The following is a 21,888-nucleotide window of genomic DNA, read 5'->3' as shown; positions in this document are numbered from 1 at the left end:
CCCGGGCTCCCGCCTGCCCGCGGGCAGGCGGCACGGCACGGCGGCTCACACGGCGTCGGACGCGGTGAGCTCCCCGCGGAGCACGTCGAACGCCCGCGACAGCAGCCGCGAGACGTGCATCTGCGAGACGCCGACCTGATCGGCGATCTCCGACTGCGTCATGCAGTCGACGAAGCGCATCCGCAGGATCCGCTGCTCGCGCTCGGGTAGCGTGTCGATGGCCTGGCGCAGGGCCTCACGCTCGGGCAGCGCCTCCAGGGCGCCGTCGCACTCGCCGATGAGGTCCTGCAACTGGCCCTCGTTGTCGTCCGCGGTCGCGGGCGCGTTCAGCGAGCTGGCCGTGTACGCCGACGCGCACCGCATGCCGCGCAGCACGTCGTCCTCGCTGACACCGAGGTGCTCGGCGATGTCCTCGACCGTGGGTGTGCGCTGCAGGCTCTGGCTGAGCTCCGGGATGACCCGGCACACCGCCAGGTGCAGCTCCTGCAGCGAGCGCTGCACGTGCAGCGTCCACGTCCGGTCGCGGAAGTAGCGCTTGATCTCGCCCAGCATCGTCGGCATGACGTAATTGCCGAAGGGCACCCCGCGCTCGGGTTCGAAGCGGTCGACGGCCTTGATCAGGCCGATCATGGCCACCTGTACGAGATCGTCGACGTCCTCGCCGCGGTTGCGGAAGCGCATCGCGAGCCGCCGCGCCACCGGCGCGCAGCCGCAGATGATCTCGTCACGGAGCTTGGCCCGCCCAGCGTCGTCGTCGGGAAGCCGATGGAGCAGCAGCAAAGGGTCCTGGAACCTCGCGAACACGTCGAGCGCGCTCAACGAGGACGTCTCGGATGAAACCGTGGCGTTTGCGTTTGCCATGTTGATGTACCTGCCGAATGCCTGCATCGCGTCGCCCGTGCGCCGCACGGGCCGGCCGGCTTGTCCTGGCGGGTCGGCGCCCTGCTGCTGGAGCGCCCGGCGTGGCCCGCAGGCCACGTCATGCCGCTTGCGCGGCAACGCCAAGTCTACGCCCCGGCAGGGGGTTCGAGGTGCCCGCCACGCACCGGTTTCTCCACCGACGCGCGTGCCCAGACCACCTTCCCGCCGCTGGTCAGCAGGCTTCCCCAGTCGGTTGCCATGGCCGAGACCAGCTCCACGCCCGCCCCGCGGTCCTCCGGTCCGGGCTCGTGCGGCAGGCGCGGATCGCCATCGCGGACCGCCACGATGACCGACTCCCCGCTGCGCCGCAGCGTCAGCTCCATCTCGGTGCGCGCGTGGGTGACCGCGTTGGCGGTCAGCTCGGACGCCAGCAGCTGGGTGAGCTGGCCCAGCCGGGGCAGCCCGAACGCGGTGCAGGCCCGCTGCGCGAGGTCGCGGGCGCGGGCGCAGCTGGCCGGCGTCGGCGGCAGCGTCACCGCGCGGCGCGGGTTCACCGGCAGCGCCTCGGCGGCCTTCTCCGCCTCGGCCAGGGTGTCGTAGACGACTATGCCGTCGTGGTCGATTGGGATGGGGCAGGGCGGGGCCGCGACGATGATCGGCGCGCCGGGCCAGCGGGCCGACCCGACCGCGGCCCGGTGCAGCCAGGCGGGCAGGCGCTCGTCACCGCAGCGCGTGTCGCCCAGGTCGAGCACCACCGCCTCCGGCTGCTCGGCAAGGCAGTCCGACAGCGTCACCCCGGCCTGGATCAACGTATCCTTGTCGAGGGTGCCCGCCATCGCGATCACCGCGAACGGTTGTTGCCTGCGGACGTGGCACACCAGCATGGACATAGAACTCAAGTGCCCTTCCGGCATGGCGGCCACGCCTGCGCCCACGATTTTTTCGGATCCGACCCGGCGAACGACGGCATCTTCGGCAGGCCCGGCTCAGGCCGGCGGGGCGAGCAGCTTGCCGACACCGGTGACGTCCAGCACCTTCGCGACCCACTGCCGGGCGCCGGACACGTAGAAGCGGTGGCCGAGCTCACCCGCGGCACGGTACGCGTCGAACAGCGACCGGACCCCGGTCGAGTCGAGAAAGCCGACCTCGGACAGATCGACCATCACCTCGGGGGACTGTTTGACCGCGTCGACCAGCTCGTCGCGTAGCGTCCCCGCGGTCATGAGGTCGATCTCGCCCCGCACCTTGACCACGAGGCGGTCGGCGTCCACAACCCGCTCGACACCGAAACCTCGGTTCATCCGGAAATCCCTCCACCGCCCACGAACAGTTCCATTAACGCACGCCCGGCGCGTTTCGCACACCCGCCGGTCTCGCGGTCACCGACCTACCGGACAATAGTGCGATCTCCGTTTCGGCGCTCGCGACGATGGGCAGGCTACGAATCATGGCACGGCACGCTGAGCACCGCCCCGGGGACTCCGACTGGGTCGCGCGCGTGCAGCGGCTGGAGTCCGAGCTGTCCGGCCTGCGCCGGGCGATGCGCACGCGGGGCCTGATCGACCAGGCCAAGGGGCTGCTGGCGGAGCGGCTGAGCTGTGACCCGGAGACCGCGTTCAAGCACCTGTCGGCGATGTCGCAGCGGCAGAACATCAGCGTGGTCGACCTCGCCGCCGATCTCGTCGGCGCGACCGTGCCCGACACCGTGCAGGCGCAGGACCCGCCGGCACCGCCGGAGCTCGCCCTGCCCGCGAGCACTGCCGCGGAGCTGCGCACCGGCGCCGGGCTGGACCAGGACCCGCAGCGGCCGCTGCCGCAGGCGCGCGCCCGCGTGCTGCGGCGCTGCGTGGCCGCCCTGGACAGCGCCGCCGACCTCGGCGCGCTGGTCGAGGCCCTGGTCGAGGTGGGGCTGGAGGACCCGCCCGGTGGCGTGGCCGCCGTCTTCGCCGCCGAGCCCGACGGCGCGGTGCGCCTGATCGCCAGCCACGGCTGGCCGGCCCAGGTGGCCGGCGAGTGGCGGCGCTCCCCCAGCTCCCTGAACACGACCGTCGGCACCGTGCTGCGCACCGGCCGCCCGCTGCTGCTCGACGGCCGCAGCCCGCACGACTTCGTCCTGGTCGGGCCGGGCGTGGCCCGGGTGGTGTATCCGCTGACCGCCGGTGAGCACACCGTCGGCGCGCTGGCGCTGATCTGGGGCCACCCGCGGGAGTTCGCCGACACCGACCTCGCCTACCTGGACCGCCTGGCCACCGCCGCCGGGCGCGCGCTGCGCCGGCTGTGGGACGCGGCGGCCGACACCGGCGTCACGGGCATCCCCGTCTGGCTCGCCACGGCGCTCGACGTCGCGGGCGGCCACAGCCACCTGCTGACCCCGACCTACGACGAGCACGGCGCGGTCACCGACTTCGTGATCACGGCGGCGAACCGCGGGGTGCGCCAGTCCGACGGCAACACCGTGGGCCGCCGCCTGCTCGACGTGTACCCGGGCCTGCGGGTCAACGGCGTGTTCGACGCCTACCTGCGGGTGCTCGCCGAGGACACTCCGCTGGCCCGGTTCGGCGTCGCCGAGGACGCCCTGGTCAACGGCAAGCCGCGGCGCGTCATCCTGAACCGCCGCGCCGCCCGGATCGGCGACGCGCTGCTCGCCTCGTGGGAGCGCATCGACGACGCGGTCAGCAACGACGAGCGGATGGGCCGGCTGGAGACGCTGAGCGGCTCCGGCTGGGGCGAGTGGGACCTGCGGGCCGGTGACGCGGTCTGGTCGCCGGGCATGTACGCCCTGGTCGGCCGCGATCCCGCGCACGGTCCCACCACGCTGGACAAGTTCGCCGGGTTCTTCACCGCGGCCGACCGGGCCGCGTTCCGCGAGCTGCGGGCCGGGCTCGACAAGGGCCGGCCGGACCTGGCCGACCTGCGGCTGACCACCCCGAACGGCCCCACCCCGGTGCGGGTGTTCGCCGAGGCCGACCTGGCCGACGGCGAGGTGCGGCTGATCCGGCTGGTGCTGCACGACATCAGCGAGAAGTCCGCCGCCGAGGACCGCTTCACCCGCAGCGAGACCGTGGCCGCGTCCCGGCAGATCCAGCTCGCCTCCGAGCAGTCGCTGACCGCCAACCTGACCCGCCTGCTCTATCCCGGCCGCGACCTCCAGCTTGACGTGCGAGGCGCCCGGGTGACCGGGCGCCACTACGCCGCCACCTCCCCGCGTACGCAGCTGCGCGGCGACTTCTGCGACGCCGAGCGGCTCGACGACGGCTCGCTGCTGTTCGTCATCGGCGACGCGTTCGGCACCGGACTGGTCGCCGCGGCGGCCGTGGTGCGGCTGCGCTTCCCCGTGGTGACGCTCGGCGCGGCGGGCACCGCGCCGGCCGAGATCCTGCGCATCGTCAACGGCATGATCATGCGGGCGCCGGACGGGCCGCTCGCGAGCCTGCTCATCGGCCACTACCAGCCGTCCGACGCCACACTGCGCTGGGCCTCGGCCGGGCACCTGCAGCCGCTGCTGGTCCGCGGCGGCACAGCCTCGGTCGTCGACGACCCGGCCGGGCCGCTGCTGGGCCTGCTCGACGGCCAGCGCTTCGACACCCACACGCTGCGCCTGGAACCGGGCGACAGCTTCGTCTCGTTCACCGACGGCGTGCTGCACAAGCGCAAGCGCGACCCGCTGGCCGACTTCGGCAAGCGCGTCGCCGCCGCACACCGCGACGGCGGCACCACCTCGCTGTGGCAGCTCACCCCGCCCGAGCGCGACGACGAGGCCTGCCTGCTGGTGCTCGACATCCCCGCCTGAACTCGCGCGAACCGGCGTTCACGCACCACCCGCGCGTGCCGGGCCCCGCTCGGGCAGCGTGACGACACCGGTGACGTCGGTGGTCCGGAAGTAGAACTGCGGACGGTAGTTCTGGAAGAACGGGGTGTGGCGGCCGCCCTCCTCCTTGGAGAGGATGTAGACCGACGCCTCGAACTCCGTGTGCGGGGTGGTCGAGCCGGGCTTGACCACGACCATGCCGCGCTCGACGTCCTCGCGCTTGATGCCACGCAGCAGCAGACCGACGTTCTCACCCGCGCGGGCCTCATCGAGCAGCTTGCGGAACATCTCGATGCCGGTGCAGGTGGTCTTCATCGACTTCTCGCGAATACCGACGATCTCGACCTCCTCGTTCGGCTTGAGGATGCCACGCTCGGCGCGACCGGTGACGACGGTGCCACGACCGGTGATCGTGAAGACGTCCTCGATCGGCATCAGGAACGGCTTGTCGACCTCACGCTCGGGCTGCGGGATCGCGGTGTCGACCGCGTCCATCAGGCCCATGAGCGCCTCGGACCACTTGGCGTCGCCCTCGAGCGCCTTGAGCGCCGAGACCCGGACGACCGGCAGGTCGTCACCCGGGTACTCCTGGCTCGACAGCAGCTCGCGGACCTCGAGCTCGACCAGGTCCAGCAGCTCCTCGTCGTCGACCATGTCGCTCTTGTTGAGCGCCACGACGATGTAGGGAACGCCGACCTGACGGGCCAGCAGCACGTGCTCGCGGGTCTGCGGCATCGGGCCGTCGGTCGCGGCGACCACCAGGATCGCGCCGTCCATCTGGGCGGCACCGGTGATCATGTTCTTGATGTAGTCAGCGTGACCCGGGCAGTCGACGTGCGCGTAGTGCCGGTTCTCCGTCTGGTACTCGACGTGCGCGATGGAGATCGTGATACCACGAGCCTTCTCCTCCGGCGCCTTGTCGATCTCGTCGAACGGGGTGTACGGGTTGAGTGCCGGGAACTTGTCGTGCAGGACCTTAGTGATGGCCGCCGTCAGCGTCGTCTTACCGTGGTCGATGTGACCAATGGTGCCGATGTTGACGTGCGGCTTAGTCCGCTCGAACTTCGCCTTCGCCACTGGTGTCCTCCTGTGGACTGTTGGTTCGTTCGCCCGACGGCGCCAGCTGGCGCTTAGGACCTTTGCCCGCCGGGTTCGCCGGCGCTTGTTGCTGTGCTGAGGCCTGGTGAGCTAGGCCGTGGTGGCGCCGGCCGAAACCGGCGCCACCACCGCGGTCACTCTCCGGTGGCCTTAGCGATGATCTCCTTCGCCACGTTCGCGGGAACCTCGGCGTAGGAGTCGAATACCATGCTGTAGCTGGCCCGGCCCTGGGTCTTCGACCGCAGGTCGCCGACGTAGCCGAACATCTCCGACAGCGGCACCAGAGCACGGACGACGCGGGCGCCGCTGCGCTCCTCCATCGCCTGGATGATGCCACGGCGGGAGTTCAGGTCGCCGATGACGTCACCCATGTTGTCCTCGGGGGTGACGACCTCGACCGCCATCATCGGCTCGAGGATCGCCGGGTCGGCCTTGCGGGCCGCCTCCTTCAGCGCCATCGAACCGGCGATCTTGAACGCCATTTCCGACGAGTCGACCTCGTGGTACTTACCGTCGATCAGCGTCAGCTTGACGCCGACCAGCGGGTAGCCCGCGAGCACGCCGTACTGCATCGCGTCCTGGGCGCCGGCGTCGATCGAAGGGATGAACTCCTTCGGGATGCGGCCACCCGTGACGGCGTTGACGAACTCGTACTGCGCCGGGGCGTCCAGCGGCAGCGGCTCGATGCCGATGATGACGCTCGCGTACTGGCCCGAGCCACCGGTCTGCTTCTTGTGGGTGTACTCGAGCTTGTCCACCACGCGGCGGATCGTCTCGCGGTACGCCACCTGCGGCTTGCCGACGTTGGCCTCGACGTTGAACTCGCGCTTCATCCGGTCGACGAGGATCTCCAGGTGGAGCTCGCCCATGCCGGAGATGACCGTCTGGCCGGTCTCCTCGTCGAGCTTCACGCGGAAGGTCGGGTCCTCCTCGGCGAGCTTCTGGATCGCGGTGCCCAGCTTCTCCTGGTCGGCCTTCGTCTTCGGCTCGATGGCCACCGAGATGACCGGGTCCGGGAAGGTCATCGACTCGAGGATCACCGGGTTCGCCGGGTCGCTCAGCGTGTCACCCGTGGTGGTCTGCTTGAGGCCCTGCACCGCGATGATGTCGCCGGCGAACGCCTGCGAGCGCTCCTCACGCTTGTTGGCGTGCATCTGGTAGATCTTCCCGACCCGCTCCTTGCGGTCCTTGGTCGAGTTGATCACCGGCGAGCCCGCGTCCAGCGTGCCCGAGTAGACGCGCACGTAGGTCAGCTTGCCCAGGTGCTTGTCCGTCTGGATCTTGAAGGCCAGGCCGGAGAACGGCTCGGTCGAGTCGGCGTGCCGCGCGACCGGGGTCTCCCCGTCCATCAGCGTGCCGTCGATGGCCGGGATGTCCAGCGGCGACGGCAGGAAGTCCACGACGGCGTCCAGCATCGGCTGCACGCCCTTGTTCTTGAACGCGGAGCCGCAGACGACCGGGTTCAGCTTGCCGGCGATGGTGGCGCGACGGATCGCGGCCTTCAGCTCGTCGACCGTGAACTCGCCACCCTCGAGGTAGCTCTCCATGATCGCGTCGTCCGCCTCGGACAGGGTCTCGAGCAGCTTGGTGCGCCACTCGTCGGCCTGCTCGGTGAGGTTGGCCGGGATCTCCTCGACCGCGTAGTCCTCACCCTTGGCGGTCTCGCCGCGCCAGGTCAGCGCGCGCATGCCCAGCAGGTCCACGACACCGATGTGGTCGCCCTCGAGACCGATCGGGATCTGCAGCACCAGCGGGGTGGCGTTGAGCCGGGTGATCATCATGTCGACGCAGCGGAAGAAGTCCGCGCCGGTGCGGTCCAGCTTGTTGACGAAGCACATACGCGGGACGTTGTACTTGTCGGCCTGGCGCCACACGTTCTCGGTCTGCGGCTCCACACCGGCGACACCGTCGTAGACCGCGACCGCGCCGTCGAGCACGCGCAGCGAACGCTCCACCTCGACCGTGAAGTCGACGTGGCCGGGCGTGTCGATGATCTGGATCGTGTGGCCCTTCCACTCACACTTGGTAGCAGCGGAGGTGATGGTGATACCACGCTCCTGCTCCTGCTCCATCCAGTCCATGACGGCAGCGCCCTCGTGGACCTCACCGATCTTGTGCGTGATACCGGTGTAGAACAGGATCCGCTCGGTGGTGGTGGTCTTACCGGCGTCGATGTGCGCCATGATGCCGATGTTGCGGGTCTTGGCGAGGGCGGCGTCTACGGCGGCCACTTCACGATCCTTTCGGTGTGGGACTCACGTCCCGGAAAGTCAAGGGTGTGGAGCCGGAACCGACGGATCGGCCCGGCTCCACGACGTTCACCAGCGGTAGTGCGCGAAGGCCTTGTTCGACTCGGCCATCTTGTGCGTGTCCTCACGCCGCTTGACGGCGGCGCCGAGGCCGTTGCTGGCGTCGAGCAGCTCGTTCATGAGGCGCTCGACCATGGTCTTCTCGCGACGGGCGCGGGAGTAGGTCACCAGCCAGCGCAGACCCAGCGTGGTCGCGCGGGCCGGACGGACCTCGACCGGCACCTGGTAGGTCGCGCCACCGACACGGCGGCTGCGGACCTCGAGGGTCGGCTTCACGTTGTCCATGGCGCGCTTGAGCGTCACCACCGGGTCGGTGCCGGTCTTCTCACGGCAGCCCTCGAGGGCGCCGTACACGACCCGCTCGGCCAGCTGACGCTTGCCGTTGAGCAGGATCTTGTTGACCAGCTGGGTGACCAGCGGCGAGCTGTAAACCGGATCGGCGTTCAGCGGCCGACGAGGCGCGGGGCCCTTACGCGGCATTACTTCTTCCCTTCCTTGACCAGCTTCGCGCCGTAGCGGCTACGTGCCTGCTTGCGGTTGCGGACACCCTGGGTGTCCAGCGAACCACGAATGATCTTGTACCGCACGCCGGGCAGGTCCTTCACACGGCCGCCGCGGACGAGCACGATCGAGTGCTCCTGCAGGTTGTGGCCGACACCCGGGATGTACGCGGTGACCTCGATCTGGCTGCTCAGCTTGACGCGAGCGACCTTCCGCAGTGCCGAGTTCGGCTTCTTGGGCGTCGTGGTGTACACACGCGTGCACACACCGCGCCGCTGGGGGCTCCCCTTCAGCGCCGGCGTCTTGGTCTTGCTCGTCTTCGCCTGGCGGCCCTTACGGACCAGCTGCTGGATTGTGGGCACCGGTGTTCTCCGCTCCCTTTTGCTTCCTCTCCGCGGCCTCGCCGCGGAAACTTATGTGGCCGTTGGCCGCGTATGCGGCCCGAACTGCTGCGATCGGCCGCCGTCACGGACTGATCCGGGACGTGTACCGACCCCCGCGGTCGGGCGTGTCGTCCGGCACACGGGCCCGGCGGCTCGATCGCTCGAGCTGTCGGAGTCTGTCTTTGTCGTGGTGCTGCGGCTGCCGGACCAGTGGCCCAGCTCCCCGCGTCGGCGCACGCACGAGGGGCCCGGGCAAGCCCGGGCACGAGGGGAAAGAGTACCGAACCGATGGCCCACTGGTCAAAACGGGGTACCGCCACCCGCGCATCGATGCGCGAACACCTGTCGTTCCGAACTGCCAGCCCGCCGTCGGCGCGAACTCCGACAGCCAGTCTACCTCGTCGATTCCCACGCTTTGAACCGGATGCCCTACCGTGAGCCAGCTCTCCCCCGGAGCCGCCCCACACCCTCCCCCCTCCCCTCCCTCGCCCCGCCGCCCGTCGGGCCGCCCGTCGGGCCGCTCGTCGGGCGAAGATCGCCGTCTCAGGTCAAAAAGTGAAGCCTGACCACACCTTCCGACCCCAACCAGCGATCTTCAACGCGGTCCCGGAAACCGCGGCGCCGCACACCCGACTCCTGCGACACGGCCCCGCACCGCCATCCGAGACGAAGATCGCCGTCTGAGGTCGGAAGGTGAAGCCTGACCAGAAGTTCTGACCCGAACCGGCGATCTTCGACCCCACCCGCCACCGGACCACCAGGCACCCGTCTCCTGCGGCACAGGCCCAGCACCGCCGCCCGGCACGAAGATCGCAGTCTCGGGTCGGAAAGTGAAGCCTGACCAGAGGTTCCGACCCGAACCGGCGATCTTCGACCGCCACTGCGCCAGCGCAGGCGCGGAGCCAACGCAAGCGCGAGCCCAGCGGACGCGGTTGCGGCTGGTCAGGCCCCTGCGCTCAGCGCGATTGCGGCGATCAGGCCCATCGCGGCCAGCAGGAAACCTGCGGCGCCGCAGACGAGACCGGTGATGGCCACCCCGCGCCCGGTCATCCCGCCCGCGGCCAGCCGGATCTGGCGCATACCCAGCCAGCCCAGCACGATGCCGGCCGTCCCGAGCAGGATCGCGAGCACCGCGAAAGCACCCGCGACCAGTCCGCCCCAGCCCTGCTGCGCCCCGGCCGCCCCGAAGCACCACACCACCAGCGACACCAGCACCGAGCCGATACCCGTCGCCAGCGAGCTCGCCGCCACTCCGGAAGCCGTCTTCGGCGCACCCAGCACCGCGAGCCCGAACGGCGTGCCCGGCACGGCCTCGACCCGCACCGGCGGCGGGTAGCTCACCGGGCGGGGGCCGGCGGCAGCCGGCACGGACGGCCACTGCGGCACCGCCTGACCCGGCTGCGGCTGAACGGCCTGCGGCCCCGAAGGCCACTGCGGCGAAGGCTGCCCCGCAGGCGGCACCGGCGGAGCCTGACCCCAGTGCGGCGCCGAGGACTGCTGCCCCGCGGGCGGCACCGGCTCCCCCCACGGAGCCTGACCCCACCGCGGCGGCGAGGACTGCTGACCCGTGGGAGACACAGGCTCACCCGGAGCCTGACCCCACTGCGGCAGCGGCTGAGCAGGCTGGGGCCGGCCCCACTGCGACTGCGGCGGCTGCTGGTCCGCGTGCGGCGCCGGCTGGCCCCACTGCGGTGCCGGGTGCTGCCCACCCACGGCCGGCTGGGGCTGGTCGGCCTGGGTCGCCGACGGCTGGTCCGGCTCCGGCACCGTGGGCCACTGCGGCGCGGGCGGCTGCTGGCCCGTGGGCGGGATGGCGGGCCACTGCGGCACGGGAGGCTGCTGAGTCACGCCGCCGATCCTGCCACGTCCCCACCACGCTCCGCCCGTGCCCGCACCGGCGCTCAGTCGACGGTCGGCGGGAAGTCCTGGTCGCCGAAGCGTACGCCGCGCAGGAACAGCCACACGGTCAGCGCGAGCAGGCTCAGCCCGGCCAGCGCCAGCCCCAGCCAGGCCAGCCCTTCCGCCCAGCGCACCCGGCCCGCGCCGGTGCGCCAGCCCTCGCCGGTACGCAGGTCCGCCCGCGCCTGCCGGGCCAGCGCGAGCGCGACCGTGGCGGGCACGACGCCCCCGACGGCCAGGCCGGTCACCGCGGCCAGCAGGCCGAGCCCGAACGCCGCGGTGGCCTTGCTGTCGGCCACCGGGTCGGGGTCGGCGGGATCGCGGGCCGCCGCGCCTGCCGGACCGCCCGCGGACAGAAAAACGGCGTCCCCCATGCCGTGGTCAACGACATGGGGGACGCCACGTTCTCTAGGAACGGTTACCGGTACGACCCGAAGTCGAAGTCGTCCAGCGGCACCGCGACACCGGACGCCGGGCCGAAGCCGTAGTCGGTCTCGCCGTACGAGGTCATCGAGTAGACCTTGGCCTTCGCCTCCTCGGTCGGCTCCACCCGGACGTTGCGGTACTTGCTGATGCCGGTACCCGCCGGGATGAGCTTGCCGATGATGACGTTCTCCTTGAGGCCGATGAGCGAGTCACTGCGCGCGTTGATGGCCGCGTCGGTGAGCACCCGGGTGGTCTCCTGGAAGGAGGCCGCCGACAGCCACGACTCGGTCGCCAGCGACGCCTTGGTGATACCCATCAGCACCGGACGGCCGGCCGCGGGCTCGCCGCCCTCGGAGACCAGGCGACGGTTCTCGCCCTCAAACTGCGCCCGGTCGACCAGGACACCCGGCAGGAACTCCGTGGCGCCCGAGTCGATGATCGTCACGCGCTTGAGCATCTGGCGGATGATGATCTCGATGTGCTTGTCGTGGATCATCACACCCTGCGAGCGGTAGACCTCCTGGACCTCGTTGGTCAGATGGACCTGGACCGCGCGCGGGCCCATGATGCGCAGCAGCTCGTGCGGGTCGATGGTGCCCTCGGTCAGCTTCTCGCCGACCTCGACGTGGGCGCCGTCGTGCACGCGCAGCTTCACGCGGTTCGAGATCTTGTCGTGGACGATCTCCTCGCTACCGTCGTCCGGCACGATGATGATCTTCTTCGACCGGTCGCCGGCCTCGATGCGGATGCGGCCGGGAGTGTCCGCGATCGGCGCCTTGCCCTTGGGCACACGCGCCTCGAAGATCTCCTGGACACGCGGCAGACCCTGGGTGATGTCCTCACCCGAGGCCGCACCACCGGTGTGGAAGGTACGCATCGTCAGCTGCGTACCGGGCTCACCGATGGACTGCGCCGCGATGATGCCGACGGCCTCGCCGACGTCCACCAGCTTGCCGGTCGGCAGCGAGCGGCCGTAGCAGGCCGCGCAGACGCCCAGCTTGCTCTCGCAGGTGAGCACGGACCGCACCCGCACGCCCTCGATGCCGGCCTTGACCAGCTTGTCGACGACGATCGAGTTGAGGTCGGTGCCGCGCGCCGCGACGAGGTTGCCGTTGGCGTCGGACATGTCCTCGGCCAGGGTGCGGGCGTGCGCGCCGGTCTCGGCGTGCTCGTGCACCGACAGCACACCGTCGTGGCGCGTGCCGATCTGCATCGGGATCGCGCGGTCGGTGCCGCAGTCGTCCTCACGGATGATCACGTCCTGCGAGACGTCCACCAGACGACGGGTCAGGTAACCCGAGTCGGCGGTACGCAGCGCGGTGTCGGCCAGACCCTTGCGGGCGCCGTGCGTGGAGATGAAGTACTCCAGCACGCTCAGGCCCTCGCGGTACGAGGACTTGATCGGCCGCGGGATGATCTCACCCTTCGGGTTGGCCACCAGACCACGGATCGCCGCGATCTGACGCAGCTGCAGCATGTTGCCTCGCGCGCCGGAGTGGATCATGCGCCACAGCGGGTTCTCCAGCGGCAGCGCCGTCTCCAGCTCCTTGGCCACCTCGTTGGTCGCCTTGGTCCACAGCTCGATCAGCTCGCCGCGACGCTCCTCGGCGGTCATCAGACCACGCTGGTACTGCTTGTCGAAGCGCTCGGCCTCCTTCTCGTACCGCTCAAGGATCTGGCCCTTGCGCGGCGGCGAGATGACGTCCTCCATGCCGATGGTGACGCCGGACCAGGTGGCCCAGTGGAAGCCGGCCTCCTTCAGCGCGTCCAGCGTCGCCGCCAGGGCGACCTTGGGGTAGCGCTCGGCCAGGTCGTTCACGATGCCCGAGAGCTGGCCCTTGCGGACCTCGTGGTTGACGAAGCGGTAGCCCACCGGCAGGGTCTCGTTGAACAGGACCCGGCCCAGCGTGGTGTCGAGCAGCAGCGCCTCGCCCTGCTCCCACTCCTCCGGCGCGGTCCACGCCTCGGCGCCCGGGCCGTTGTCGACCGAGGTGACGCCCTTGAGGCGGATCCGCACCGGCGCCTGCAGGTGCAGCTCGCCGTTGTCGAAGGCCATCATCGCCTCGGCCTCGGAGCTGAACACCCGGCCCTCGCCCACCATGCCGGTGCGCTTGTGGGTCAGGTGGTACAGCCCGATGATCATGTCCTGGGTGGGCATGGTCACCGGCTTGCCGTCGGCCGGCTTGAGGATGTTGTTGCTGGACAGCATCAGGATCCGCGCCTCGGCCTGGGCCTCGGCGGACAGCGGCACGTGCACCGCCATCTGGTCACCGTCGAAGTCCGCGTTGAACGCGGTGCAGACGAGCGGGTGGATCTGGATGGCCTTGCCCTCGACCAGCTGCGGCTCGAACGCCTGGATGCCCAGCCGGTGCAGCGTGGGCGCGCGGTTGAGCAGCACCGGGTGCTCGGTGATGACCTCTTCCAGCACGTCCCACACGACCGGGCGCTGACGCTCGACCATGCGCTTGGCGGACTTGATGTTCTGGGCGTGGTTCAGGTCGACCAGCCGCTTCATCACGAACGGCTTGAACAGCTCCAGCGCCATCTGCTTGGGCAGACCGCACTGGTGCAGCTTCAGCCGCGGACCCACGACGATCACGGAACGACCGGAGTAGTCCACGCGCTTGCCGAGCAGGTTCTGGCGGAACCGGCCCTGCTTGCCCTTGAGCATGTCGGACAGCGACTTGAGCGGGCGGTTGCCCGGACCGGTCACCGGCCGGCCACGGCGGCCGTTGTCGAACAGCGCGTCGACGGCCTCCTGCAGCATCCGCTTCTCGTTGTTCACGATGATCTCGGGCGCGCCGAGGTCGATCAGACGCTTGAGGCGGTTGTTGCGGTTGATGACCCGGCGGTACAGGTCGTTCAGGTCCGACGTCGCGAAGCGGCCACCGTCGAGCTGCACCATCGGGCGCAGGTCCGGCGGGATGACCGGGACGCAGTCGAGCACCATGCCCAGCGGCGAGTTGCCGGTGGCCAGGAACGCGGCCACGACCTTGAGCCGCTTGAGCGCGCGCAGCTTGCGCTGCCCCTTGCCCGAGCGGATCGTCTCGCGCAGGAACTCGGCCTCGGCCTCGAGGTCCATGTTCTGCACGAGGGCCTTGATGGCCTCGGCGCCCATGCCGCCGGTGAAGTACTCGCCGAACCGGTCGCGCAGCTCGCGGTAGAGCAGCTCGTCGGTGACCAGCTGCTTGGCGTCGAGCTTGCGGAACGTGTCCAGCACCTCGTCCAGGCGGTCGATCTCGCGCTGCGCCTTGTCGCGGATCTGGCGCATCTCGCGCTCGCCGGCCTCCTTGACCTTGCGGCGCACGTCGGCCTTGGCGCCCTCGGCCTCCAGCTCGGCCAGGTCGGCCTCGAGCTTGACCGCGCGCTTCTCGATCTCGGCGTCGCGGGCGTTCTCGGCCTGCCGCTTCTCGGCGAAGATCTCGTTCTCGACCGTGGTCATGTCGCGGTGACGCGCCTCGGCGTCCACGCTCGTGATCACGTACGAGGCGAAGTAAATGATCTTCTCGAGGTCCTTGGGCGCGAGGTCCAGCAGGTAGCCCAGCCGGCTCGGCACGCCCTTGAAGTACCAGATGTGGGTGACCGCGGCGGCGAGCTCGATGTGGCCCATCCGCTCACGACGCACCTTGGAACGGGTCACCTCGACGCCGCAGCGCTCACAGACGATGCCCTTGAAGCGGACCCGCTTGTACTTGCCGCAGTAGCACTCCCAGTCCCGCTGCGGACCGAAGATCTTCTCGCAGAAGAGTCCGTCCTTCTCGGGCTTCAGGGTGCGGTAGTTGATGGTCTCGGGCTTCTTGACCTCGCCGTGCGACCAGCGCCGGATGTCTTCCGCGCCCGCCAGGCCGATCCGAAGCTCATCGAAGAAGTTAACGTCGAGCACGTTGTATTTCCCTCTTTGCTCGTGTCTTCATCAGTGTCAGTTGATGGCGGAGGCGTCCTCCACACGCCGGAGCGCGCGGAGGACGCCTTTTACATCAGACTTCCTCGACGCTGCTCGGCTCCCGCCGGGACAGATCGATACCGAGCTCCTCCGCCGCCCGGAACACCTCGTCGTCGGTCTCGCGCATCTCGAGCGCCACACCGTCGCTGGACAGCACCTCGACGTTCAGGCACAGCGACTGGAGCTCCTTGAGCAGCACCTTGAACGACTCCGGGATGCCCGGCTCGGGGATGTTCTCGCCCTTGACGATGGCCTCGTAGACCTTCACGCGGCCCAGCACGTCGTCGGACTTGATCGTCAGCAGCTCCTGCAGCGCGTACGCGGCGCCGTAGGCCTGCATCGCCCAGCACTCCATCTCACCGAAGCGCTGGCCACCGAACTGGGCCTTACCACCCAGCGGCTGCTGCGTGATCATCGAGTACGGACCGGTCGACCGAGCGTGGATCTTGTCGTCGACCAGGTGGTTCAGCTTCAGGATGTACATGTAGCCGACCGAGATCGGGTCCGGCAGCGGCTCACCGGACCGGCCGTCGAACAGCTTGGCCTTGCCCGACTCGCCGATCAGCTGCAGGCCGTCACGGTTGGGCAGGGTGCTGCCGAGCAGACCGGCGATCTCGTCGTCGTGCGCGCCGTCGAAGACCGGGGTGGCCACGTTCGTGTTGGCCTCGGCCTCGTGCGCGCCGATCGAGCGCAGCGCCTTCTTCCACTCGGCGTCCTCGCCCGCGACCTTCCAGCCGGTCTTCGCGACCCAGCCCAGGTGGACCTCGAGAACCTGGCCGATGTTCATTCGACCGGGCACGCCCAGCGGGTTGAGCACGATGTCGACCGGGGTGCCGTCCTCGAGGAACGGCATGTCCTCGACCGGAAGGATCTTGGAGATGACACCCTTGTTGCCGTGGCGGCCGGCGAGCTTGTCACCGTCCTGGATCTTGCGCTTCTGGGCGACGTACACGCGGACCAGCTCGTTGACGCCCGGGGGCAGCTCGTCGCCGTCCTCGCGGGAGAACGTGCGCACGCCGATGACCGTGCCGGTCTCGCCGTGCGGCACCTTCAGCGAGGTGTCGCGGACCTCGCGCGCCTTCTCACCGAAGATCGCGCGGAGCAGCCGCTCCTCCGGGGTCAGCTCGGTCTCGCCCTTGGGCGTGACCTTGCCGACCAGGATGTCGCCCGGCACGACCTCGGCGCCGATCCGGATGATGCCCCGCTCGTCCAGGTCCGCCAGCATCTCCTCGCTGACGTTCGGGATGTCGCGGGTGATCTCCTCCGGGCCCAGCTTGGTGTCGCGGGCGTCGACCTCGTGCTCCTCGATGTGGATCGAGGTGAGCACGTCCTCCTGCACCAGACGCTGGGACAGGATGATCGCGTCCTCGTAGTTGTGGCCCTCCCACGGCATGAAGGCGACCAGCAGGTTGCGGCCGAGCGCCATCTCACCGTTGTCGGTGCAGGGGCCGTCGGCGATGACCTGACCGGCCTCGACGCGGGCACCCTCCAGCACCACCGGCTTCTGGTTCACGCAGGAACCCGAGTTCGACCGGCGGAACTTGTGCAGCAGGTAGGTCCGGCGGAAGCCGTCGTCCTGGTGCACGGTGATGTAGTCCGCGCACAGGTCCTCGACCACGCCGCCGACCTCGGCCACGACCACGTCGCCGGCGTCGGTCGCGGCACGGTACTCCATACCCGTGCCGACCAGCGGGGCCTCGGCCTTGACCAGCGGCACCGCCTGACGCTGCATGTTCGCGCCCATGAGCGCGCGGTTGGCGTCGTCGTGCTCGAGGAACGGGATCATCGCGGTGGCCACGGAGACCATCTGCCGCGGCGACACGTCCATGTAGTCGACCTGTGCCGGCGGCACGTAGTCGACCTCACCGCCCTTACGGCGGACCAGCACGCGGTCCTCGGCGAAGGAGCCGTCGCCCATGAGCACGGCGTTGGCCTGCGCCTTGACGAACCGGTCCTCCTCGTCCGCGGTCAGGTAGTCGATCTGGTCGGTGACCTTGCCGTCGACGACCTTGCGGTACGGCGTCTCGACGAAGCCGAACGGGTTGACCCGCGCGAACGTCGACAGGGCGCCGATCAGACCGATGTTCGGGCCTTCCGGCGTCTCGATCGGGCACATCCGGCCGTAGTGCGACGGGTGCACGTCACGGACCTCGAAGCCGGCGCGGTCACGCGACAGACCACCCGGGCCGAGCGCCGACAGGCGGCGACGGTGGGTCAGACCCGCGAGCGGGTTGGTCTGGTCCATGAACTGCGACAGCTGCGACGTGCCGAAGAACTCCTTGATCGCCGCCACCACCGGGCGGATGTTGATCAGGGTCTGCGGCGTGATCGCCTCGACGTCCTGCGTGGTCATGCGCTCGCGCACGACGCGCTCCATGCGGGAGAGGCCGACCCGAACCTGGTTCTGGATCAGCTCACCCACGGTGCGCAGGCGGCGGTTGCCGAAGTGGTCGATGTCGTCGGCCTCGTAGCCCTCCTCGCCCGCGTGCAGGCGGGCAAGGTACTCCACGGTGGCGACGATGTCGTCCTCGGTCAGCGTCCCGGTGGTGATCGGGATGTCGAGCTCGAGCTTCTTGTTGAACTTGTAGCGCCCGACCTTGGCGACGTCGTACCGCTTCGGGTTGAAGAAGAGGTTGTCGAGCAGGGTCTGGGCGTTCTCGCGCGTCGGCGGCTCGCCAGGGCGCAGCTTGCGGTAGATGTCGAGCAGCGCCTCGTCCTGACCAGCGATGTGGTCCTTCTCGAGGGTCGTCATCAGCAGCTCGGACCACGCGAAGCGCTCGCGGATCTGGTCGTTGGTCCAGCCGATCGCCTTCAGCAGGACGGTGACGGCCTGCCGGCGCTTGCGGTCGATGCGGACGCCGACGGTGTCGCGCTTGTCGATGTCGAACTCCAGCCAGGCACCCCGGCTGGGGATGACCTTGACGCTGGAGAGGTCGCGGTCGGAGGTCTTGTCCGGCTCCTTGGCGAAGTACACGCCCGGGGAGCGGACAAGCTGGCTGACCACGATGCGCTCGGTGCCGTTGATGATGAAGGTGCCCTTCGGCGTCATCATCGGGAAGTCACCCATGAACACGGTCTGGCTCTTGATCTCGCCAGTCGAGTTGTTGGTGAACTCCGCGGTCACGAACAGCGGCGCGCAGTAGGTGAGGTCCTTCTCCTTGCACTCCTCGATGGAGGCCTTGACCTCGTCGAAGCGAGGGTCGGAGAAGCTGAGCGACATGGTGCCGGAGAAGTCCTCGATCGGGCTGATCTCCTCGAGGATCTCCGCGAGGCCCGAACGGGCGTCGGCGAGAGCCGACGAACGGGACTGCCAGGACTCATTGCCGACAAGCCAGTCAAAGGACTCGGTTTGGATAGCGAGCAGGTTGGGCACTTCGAGGTGTTCGGTAATCCTGCCAAAGGAGATCCGGCGAGGAGCGAACGCGCTCGACGATCGACTGGTCTTCGCAGGGCGGGAGGCTGCCAAGATACGTCCTTCCGAGGACCGGTGGTGCAACGGCCGTTACGCGAGCATCCCGACGACCCCTGGTCCAGATCCGATCGTCACAGACAATCCGGCAATCCGGGCAGGGGAAAAGTCGAAGGGCAGCGCAAACTAGCAGTGTAGCCGAAGCACAGACCGCTGTCGAGTCCCACGGCAGGCTTTCGCAGAACGTGCTCGAGACCACCTTCAGATCGGTGTCACCACGCTCCGCACCCTGTCCGCTACTAACTCGGAAGGTCGTACTGAAGAAAGACTGCCTGGCGTCGCCGTTCACGTCAAGACCCGGCGACGGGTTCCAGTGTCCGGTACTGCGTCAAGTTGGTATCAACGGGCGTTTGACCTGCATAAAGCAAAGGGTGGGCTCCCTGTCGGGATGCCCACCCTTCGACACGCTGCACGTCAGCGCAAGGTCACTTGAGGGTGACCTTGGCGCCCTCGGCCTCGAGCTTGGCCTTGGCCTTCTCGGCGTTGTCCTTGTTGACCTTCTCCAGGATCGCCTTCGGCGCGGCCTCGACCACGTCCTTGGCCTCCTTCAGGCCCAGGCCGGTCAGCTCACGCACGACCTTGATGACCTGGATCTTCTTGCCACCGTCGGACTCGAGGACGACGTCGAACTCGTCCTTCTCGGCCTCGGCCTCGGCCGGGGCGGCGGCCGAAGCCGGGCCCGCGACGGCAACCGGAGCGGCGGCCTTCACGTCGAACGTGCTCTCGAACTCCTTGACGAACTCGGAGAGCTCGATCAGGGTCATCTCCTTGAAAGCGTCAAGGAGCTCGGTGGTGCTCAGCTTCGCCATGTCAGGCGTCCTTTCTTACTGGGTCTACACGCCGCGGCAGGACGCCGCGAGCAGGTGGTGCGGATGACGTCGACGCCGGTCAGGCGTCGGCGCCCTCCTTCTCGCGCTTGTCCTGCAGAGCGGCGGCCGTGCGGACGGCCTTGGCCAGCGGGGCCTGGAAGAGCGCCGCGGCGTTGCTCATGCTCGCCTTCATCGCGCCGGCCAGCTTGGCCAGCAGCACCTCGCGGGACTCGAGGTCGGCAAGCTTGGCGACGTCGGCCGCCGTGATCGCCTTGCCCTCGAAGACCCCGCCCTTGATGACGAGCAGGGGGTTCGCCTTCGCGAACTCCTTCAGGCCCTTCGCGGCCTCGACGACATCGCCGGAGACGAAGGCGAGCGCGGTAGGACCGGTGAACAGAGCGTCGAGACCGGTCAGACCGGCGTCGGTCGCGGCGCGCTTGGCAAGCGTGTTCTTGGCAACGGTGTACTCGGCACCGCCCATGGAACGACGCAGGTCAGTGAGCTGCTTCACGGTGAGACCGCGGTACTCGGTGAGCACCACGGCGCCCGAGTTCTGGAAGCGCTCCTTGAGCTCCGCGACAGTGCCGGCCTTGTCGGCACGGATCTTGTCCGCCATGTCCCCTCCTCTCTCGTACTCCAGGCTGGTCTCGCCGGACCCGGAACCCGACAGCGGGAGGGAAACGAAAACGCCCCGGCGCAGGGCGCACGGGGCTTCACACGGCACAGGGCCGCAGGCTCACCGTTCTTCCCTGCGCGGGCCGCCCGTGTCCCGCTCGTTGCCGAGCGACGGGGCCTTCGATCGTGTTCCGGAGAGCTCCGGATCAGATGACCAGCGGTCTTTGGGTGGAACTGTTGCCGAGAACGATACGTGACCTGGTGGACGCCCGCCAAATCGGGGTGGTGTGACGCAGCTTGTACCAAGCTATTGACACAAGTAGCGCTCGCGGCGTTTCCTTGTACCAACAACTCGATACAAGGGGGAACGATGACCATCGCCGGACGCTGCCGGATGGCAGGGCTCGCCATCGGCGTGGGCCTGGCCTTCGCGCTCGCGCAGACCTCGTACTTCGACCTCGCCACGGTGGCGCTTGGCCTCACCTTCACCGTCGGCGTGCTGGCGGGCCAGCTGGCCACGCCGCGGACGGTCACCGGGCGGGGCGCGGCCAGCCTGCGGGACCGGCGGGTACGCGACTACGTCCCGCGCGACGCGGCGAAGACGGTCGCCGCCATCACTGCCGCGCTGGGCGTGTTCGCGATCTTCCCCACCCCCGACCGGCCCGGCGGCGAGATCCGCGCCTTCGGCACCGCGGCACCGGTCAGCCTGCTGCCGACACTGGCCACCCTGGGCACCGTGCTCCTGCTGGCCGCGATCGCCGTCCGGGCCGTGGTCCGCACCCCGCAGCGGGGTGCGGACGAGCGGCAGCGCACCGCCGACGAGCAGTGGCGCCGGGGCACCGTCCGCACGCTCGCCGCCGCGTGCGCGACCCTGTTCACCGCGGTGTTCACCGCATGCGCGTTCTGGTACGCGGGCGCCCAGCTCGACTGGCGCAGCGCGGGCGGTCCGCTGATCCAGTCGCAGAGCCTGGGCTACCTGCTCGCCCTCGCCGGCGGGACCGGCCTGGTCCTGCTGATCCGGTTCGGCGCCGTGCTGGCCGGCGCGACCCCCTCGGATCGGGGGGCCTCGGACTCGGCGGCGTCGGATCCAGCAGTGCCGTCGGATCCGGCGGGGGCGGCGGCTGAGCCTCGGGCCGTCAGGGCGCAGGCGTGAGCGGCGAGCCCTCGGTCCGGCTCGATCCCCGCTCGGCGGTGCCGCCGTTCGAGCAGGTCAGGCAGCAGATCGCCGAGCTGATCCGGATCGGCGTGCTGCGACCCGACGAACGCCTGCCATCGGTGCGGCAGCTCGCCGGAGATCTCGGCCTGGCCGCGGGGACCGTCGCGCGGGCGTACCAGGAACTGGAGGCCGCGGGGCTGGTGACCACCGGGCGCGGCGCGGGCACCCGGGTGGCGGCAGCCCCGCCGCTCGCCCCGGCGGACCGGCGGGAGGCGCTGGCCGAGCACGCGGAGGCCTACGTCAGGGCGGGCCGCCGGCTGGCGGCCACCGACGAGGAACTCCTGGCCGCAATCCACGCCGCCCTCGACTGATCCACAACCCCACCCGCGGGCGGCGGGCGGAGATCGCAGGTTCTGGTCGGAAAGTGAAGTCACACTGCAGTTCCCGACCGCAAACGGCGATCTTCGCCACCGAGCCCGCCCGGGAGCGGGCGGCGGATCGGGTGGAGATCGGTGGTTCGGGTCGGGAAAGTCCGGTGATCAACATGATGCTGTCCCGGTACCTGCTGTTCACGCTGCCCGCCTGGGTGCTGCTGGCCGCCTGCACGCTGC

General features: G+C 69.6%; 15 protein-coding genes and 1 pseudogene. 3 read left to right on the top strand and 13 right to left on the bottom strand.

What is annotated here, in order from left to right:
- Window positions 1–45: 45 nt before the first annotated feature.
- The 3 genes from AB0J67_RS29260 to AB0J67_RS29250 form a co-directional block, all read right to left on the bottom strand.
- Window positions 46–819 carry a SigB/SigF/SigG family RNA polymerase sigma factor gene (locus tag AB0J67_RS29260; RefSeq protein ID WP_363486802.1) on the bottom strand — a complete coding sequence of 258 codons (774 nt, stop codon included), beginning with the start codon at window positions 817–819 and terminating at the stop codon, window positions 46–48.
- A 188-nt stretch (window positions 820–1,007) separates the two neighbouring features.
- Window positions 1,008–1,760 (bottom strand): ATP-binding protein, encoded by a 753-nt coding sequence (locus AB0J67_RS29255; protein WP_363486800.1) that lies wholly within the window; start codon window positions 1,758–1,760, stop codon window positions 1,008–1,010.
- A gap of 87 nt (window positions 1,761–1,847) precedes the next feature.
- A complete protein-coding gene (locus AB0J67_RS29250; RefSeq protein WP_363486798.1) occupies window positions 1,848–2,162 on the bottom strand; it encodes an STAS domain-containing protein in 315 nt (104 codons plus the stop codon).
- Between the two features lie 146 nt (window positions 2,163–2,308).
- Here AB0J67_RS29250 and AB0J67_RS29245 point away from each other — a divergent pair, with 146 nt between their 5' ends.
- Window positions 2,309–4,651: a SpoIIE family protein phosphatase gene (locus tag AB0J67_RS29245; protein ID WP_363486796.1), complete on the top strand. Its 2,343-nt coding sequence runs from the start codon at window positions 2,309–2,311 to the stop codon at window positions 4,649–4,651.
- Between the two features lie 48 nt (window positions 4,652–4,699).
- On the opposite strand, the pseudogene tuf reads toward AB0J67_RS29245, so the two are convergent.
- The 10 genes and pseudogenes from tuf to rplJ form a co-directional block, all read right to left on the bottom strand.
- Window positions 4,700–5,746, bottom strand: a pseudogene (gene tuf / locus AB0J67_RS29240) (elongation factor Tu); the annotation flags it as partial.
- 155 nt (window positions 5,747–5,901) lie between these two features.
- A complete protein-coding gene (fusA, locus tag AB0J67_RS29235) occupies window positions 5,902–7,998 on the bottom strand; it encodes an elongation factor G (RefSeq protein WP_363486794.1) in 2,097 nt (698 codons plus the stop codon).
- Window positions 7,999–8,085: 87 nt separating this feature from the next.
- Complete coding sequence (rpsG, locus tag AB0J67_RS29230) at window positions 8,086–8,556, bottom strand: 30S ribosomal protein S7 (RefSeq protein WP_203741749.1); 471 nt, start codon at window positions 8,554–8,556, stop codon at window positions 8,086–8,088.
- Window positions 8,556–8,939 carry a 30S ribosomal protein S12 gene (rpsL, locus tag AB0J67_RS29225; RefSeq protein WP_120317147.1) on the bottom strand — a complete coding sequence of 128 codons (384 nt, stop codon included), beginning with the start codon at window positions 8,937–8,939 and terminating at the stop codon, window positions 8,556–8,558. Before rpsL ends, rpsG begins: the two co-directional genes overlap by 1 nt.
- 963 nt (window positions 8,940–9,902) lie before the next feature.
- Window positions 9,903–10,808, bottom strand: coding sequence for a hypothetical protein (locus tag AB0J67_RS29220; RefSeq protein ID WP_363486791.1), 906 nt, complete (start codon window positions 10,806–10,808; stop codon window positions 9,903–9,905).
- A 53-nt stretch (window positions 10,809–10,861) separates the two neighbouring features.
- On the bottom strand, window positions 10,862–11,233 hold the full coding sequence (locus tag AB0J67_RS29215; protein WP_363486789.1) for a hypothetical protein: 372 nt from the start codon (window positions 11,231–11,233) through the stop codon (window positions 10,862–10,864).
- 44 nt (window positions 11,234–11,277) lie between these two features.
- Window positions 11,278–15,168: a DNA-directed RNA polymerase subunit beta' gene (locus AB0J67_RS29210; RefSeq protein WP_363486787.1), complete on the bottom strand. Its 3,891-nt coding sequence runs from the start codon at window positions 15,166–15,168 to the stop codon at window positions 11,278–11,280.
- 94 nt (window positions 15,169–15,262) lie between these two features.
- Window positions 15,263–18,694: a DNA-directed RNA polymerase subunit beta gene (locus AB0J67_RS29205; RefSeq protein ID WP_363486785.1), complete on the bottom strand. Its 3,432-nt coding sequence runs from the start codon at window positions 18,692–18,694 to the stop codon at window positions 15,263–15,265.
- A gap of 428 nt (window positions 18,695–19,122) precedes the next feature.
- A complete protein-coding gene (gene rplL / locus AB0J67_RS29200) occupies window positions 19,123–19,506 on the bottom strand; it encodes a 50S ribosomal protein L7/L12 (protein WP_363486783.1) in 384 nt (127 codons plus the stop codon).
- A gap of 79 nt (window positions 19,507–19,585) precedes the next feature.
- Window positions 19,586–20,122 (bottom strand): 50S ribosomal protein L10, encoded by a 537-nt coding sequence (rplJ, locus tag AB0J67_RS29195; RefSeq protein ID WP_203741761.1) that lies wholly within the window; start codon window positions 20,120–20,122, stop codon window positions 19,586–19,588.
- Between the two features lie 369 nt (window positions 20,123–20,491).
- Here rplJ and AB0J67_RS29190 point away from each other — a divergent pair, with 369 nt between their 5' ends.
- Both AB0J67_RS29190 and AB0J67_RS29185 read left to right on the top strand, forming a co-directional pair.
- A complete protein-coding gene (locus AB0J67_RS29190; protein ID WP_363486781.1) occupies window positions 20,492–21,274 on the top strand; it encodes a hypothetical protein in 783 nt (260 codons plus the stop codon).
- A complete protein-coding gene (locus AB0J67_RS29185; protein ID WP_363486779.1) occupies window positions 21,271–21,648 on the top strand; it encodes a GntR family transcriptional regulator in 378 nt (125 codons plus the stop codon). The genes AB0J67_RS29190 and AB0J67_RS29185 overlap by 4 nt, the downstream gene beginning before the upstream one ends.
- The last annotated feature ends 240 nt before the right edge of the window (window positions 21,649–21,888 follow it).

The organism is Catellatospora sp. NPDC049609 (assembly GCF_040675365.1).
Lineage (GTDB): Bacteria > Actinomycetota > Actinomycetes > Mycobacteriales > Micromonosporaceae > Catellatospora.
Note: the sequence above shows the minus strand (reverse complement) of the source record. Positions and strands in the feature narration are given on the sequence as shown.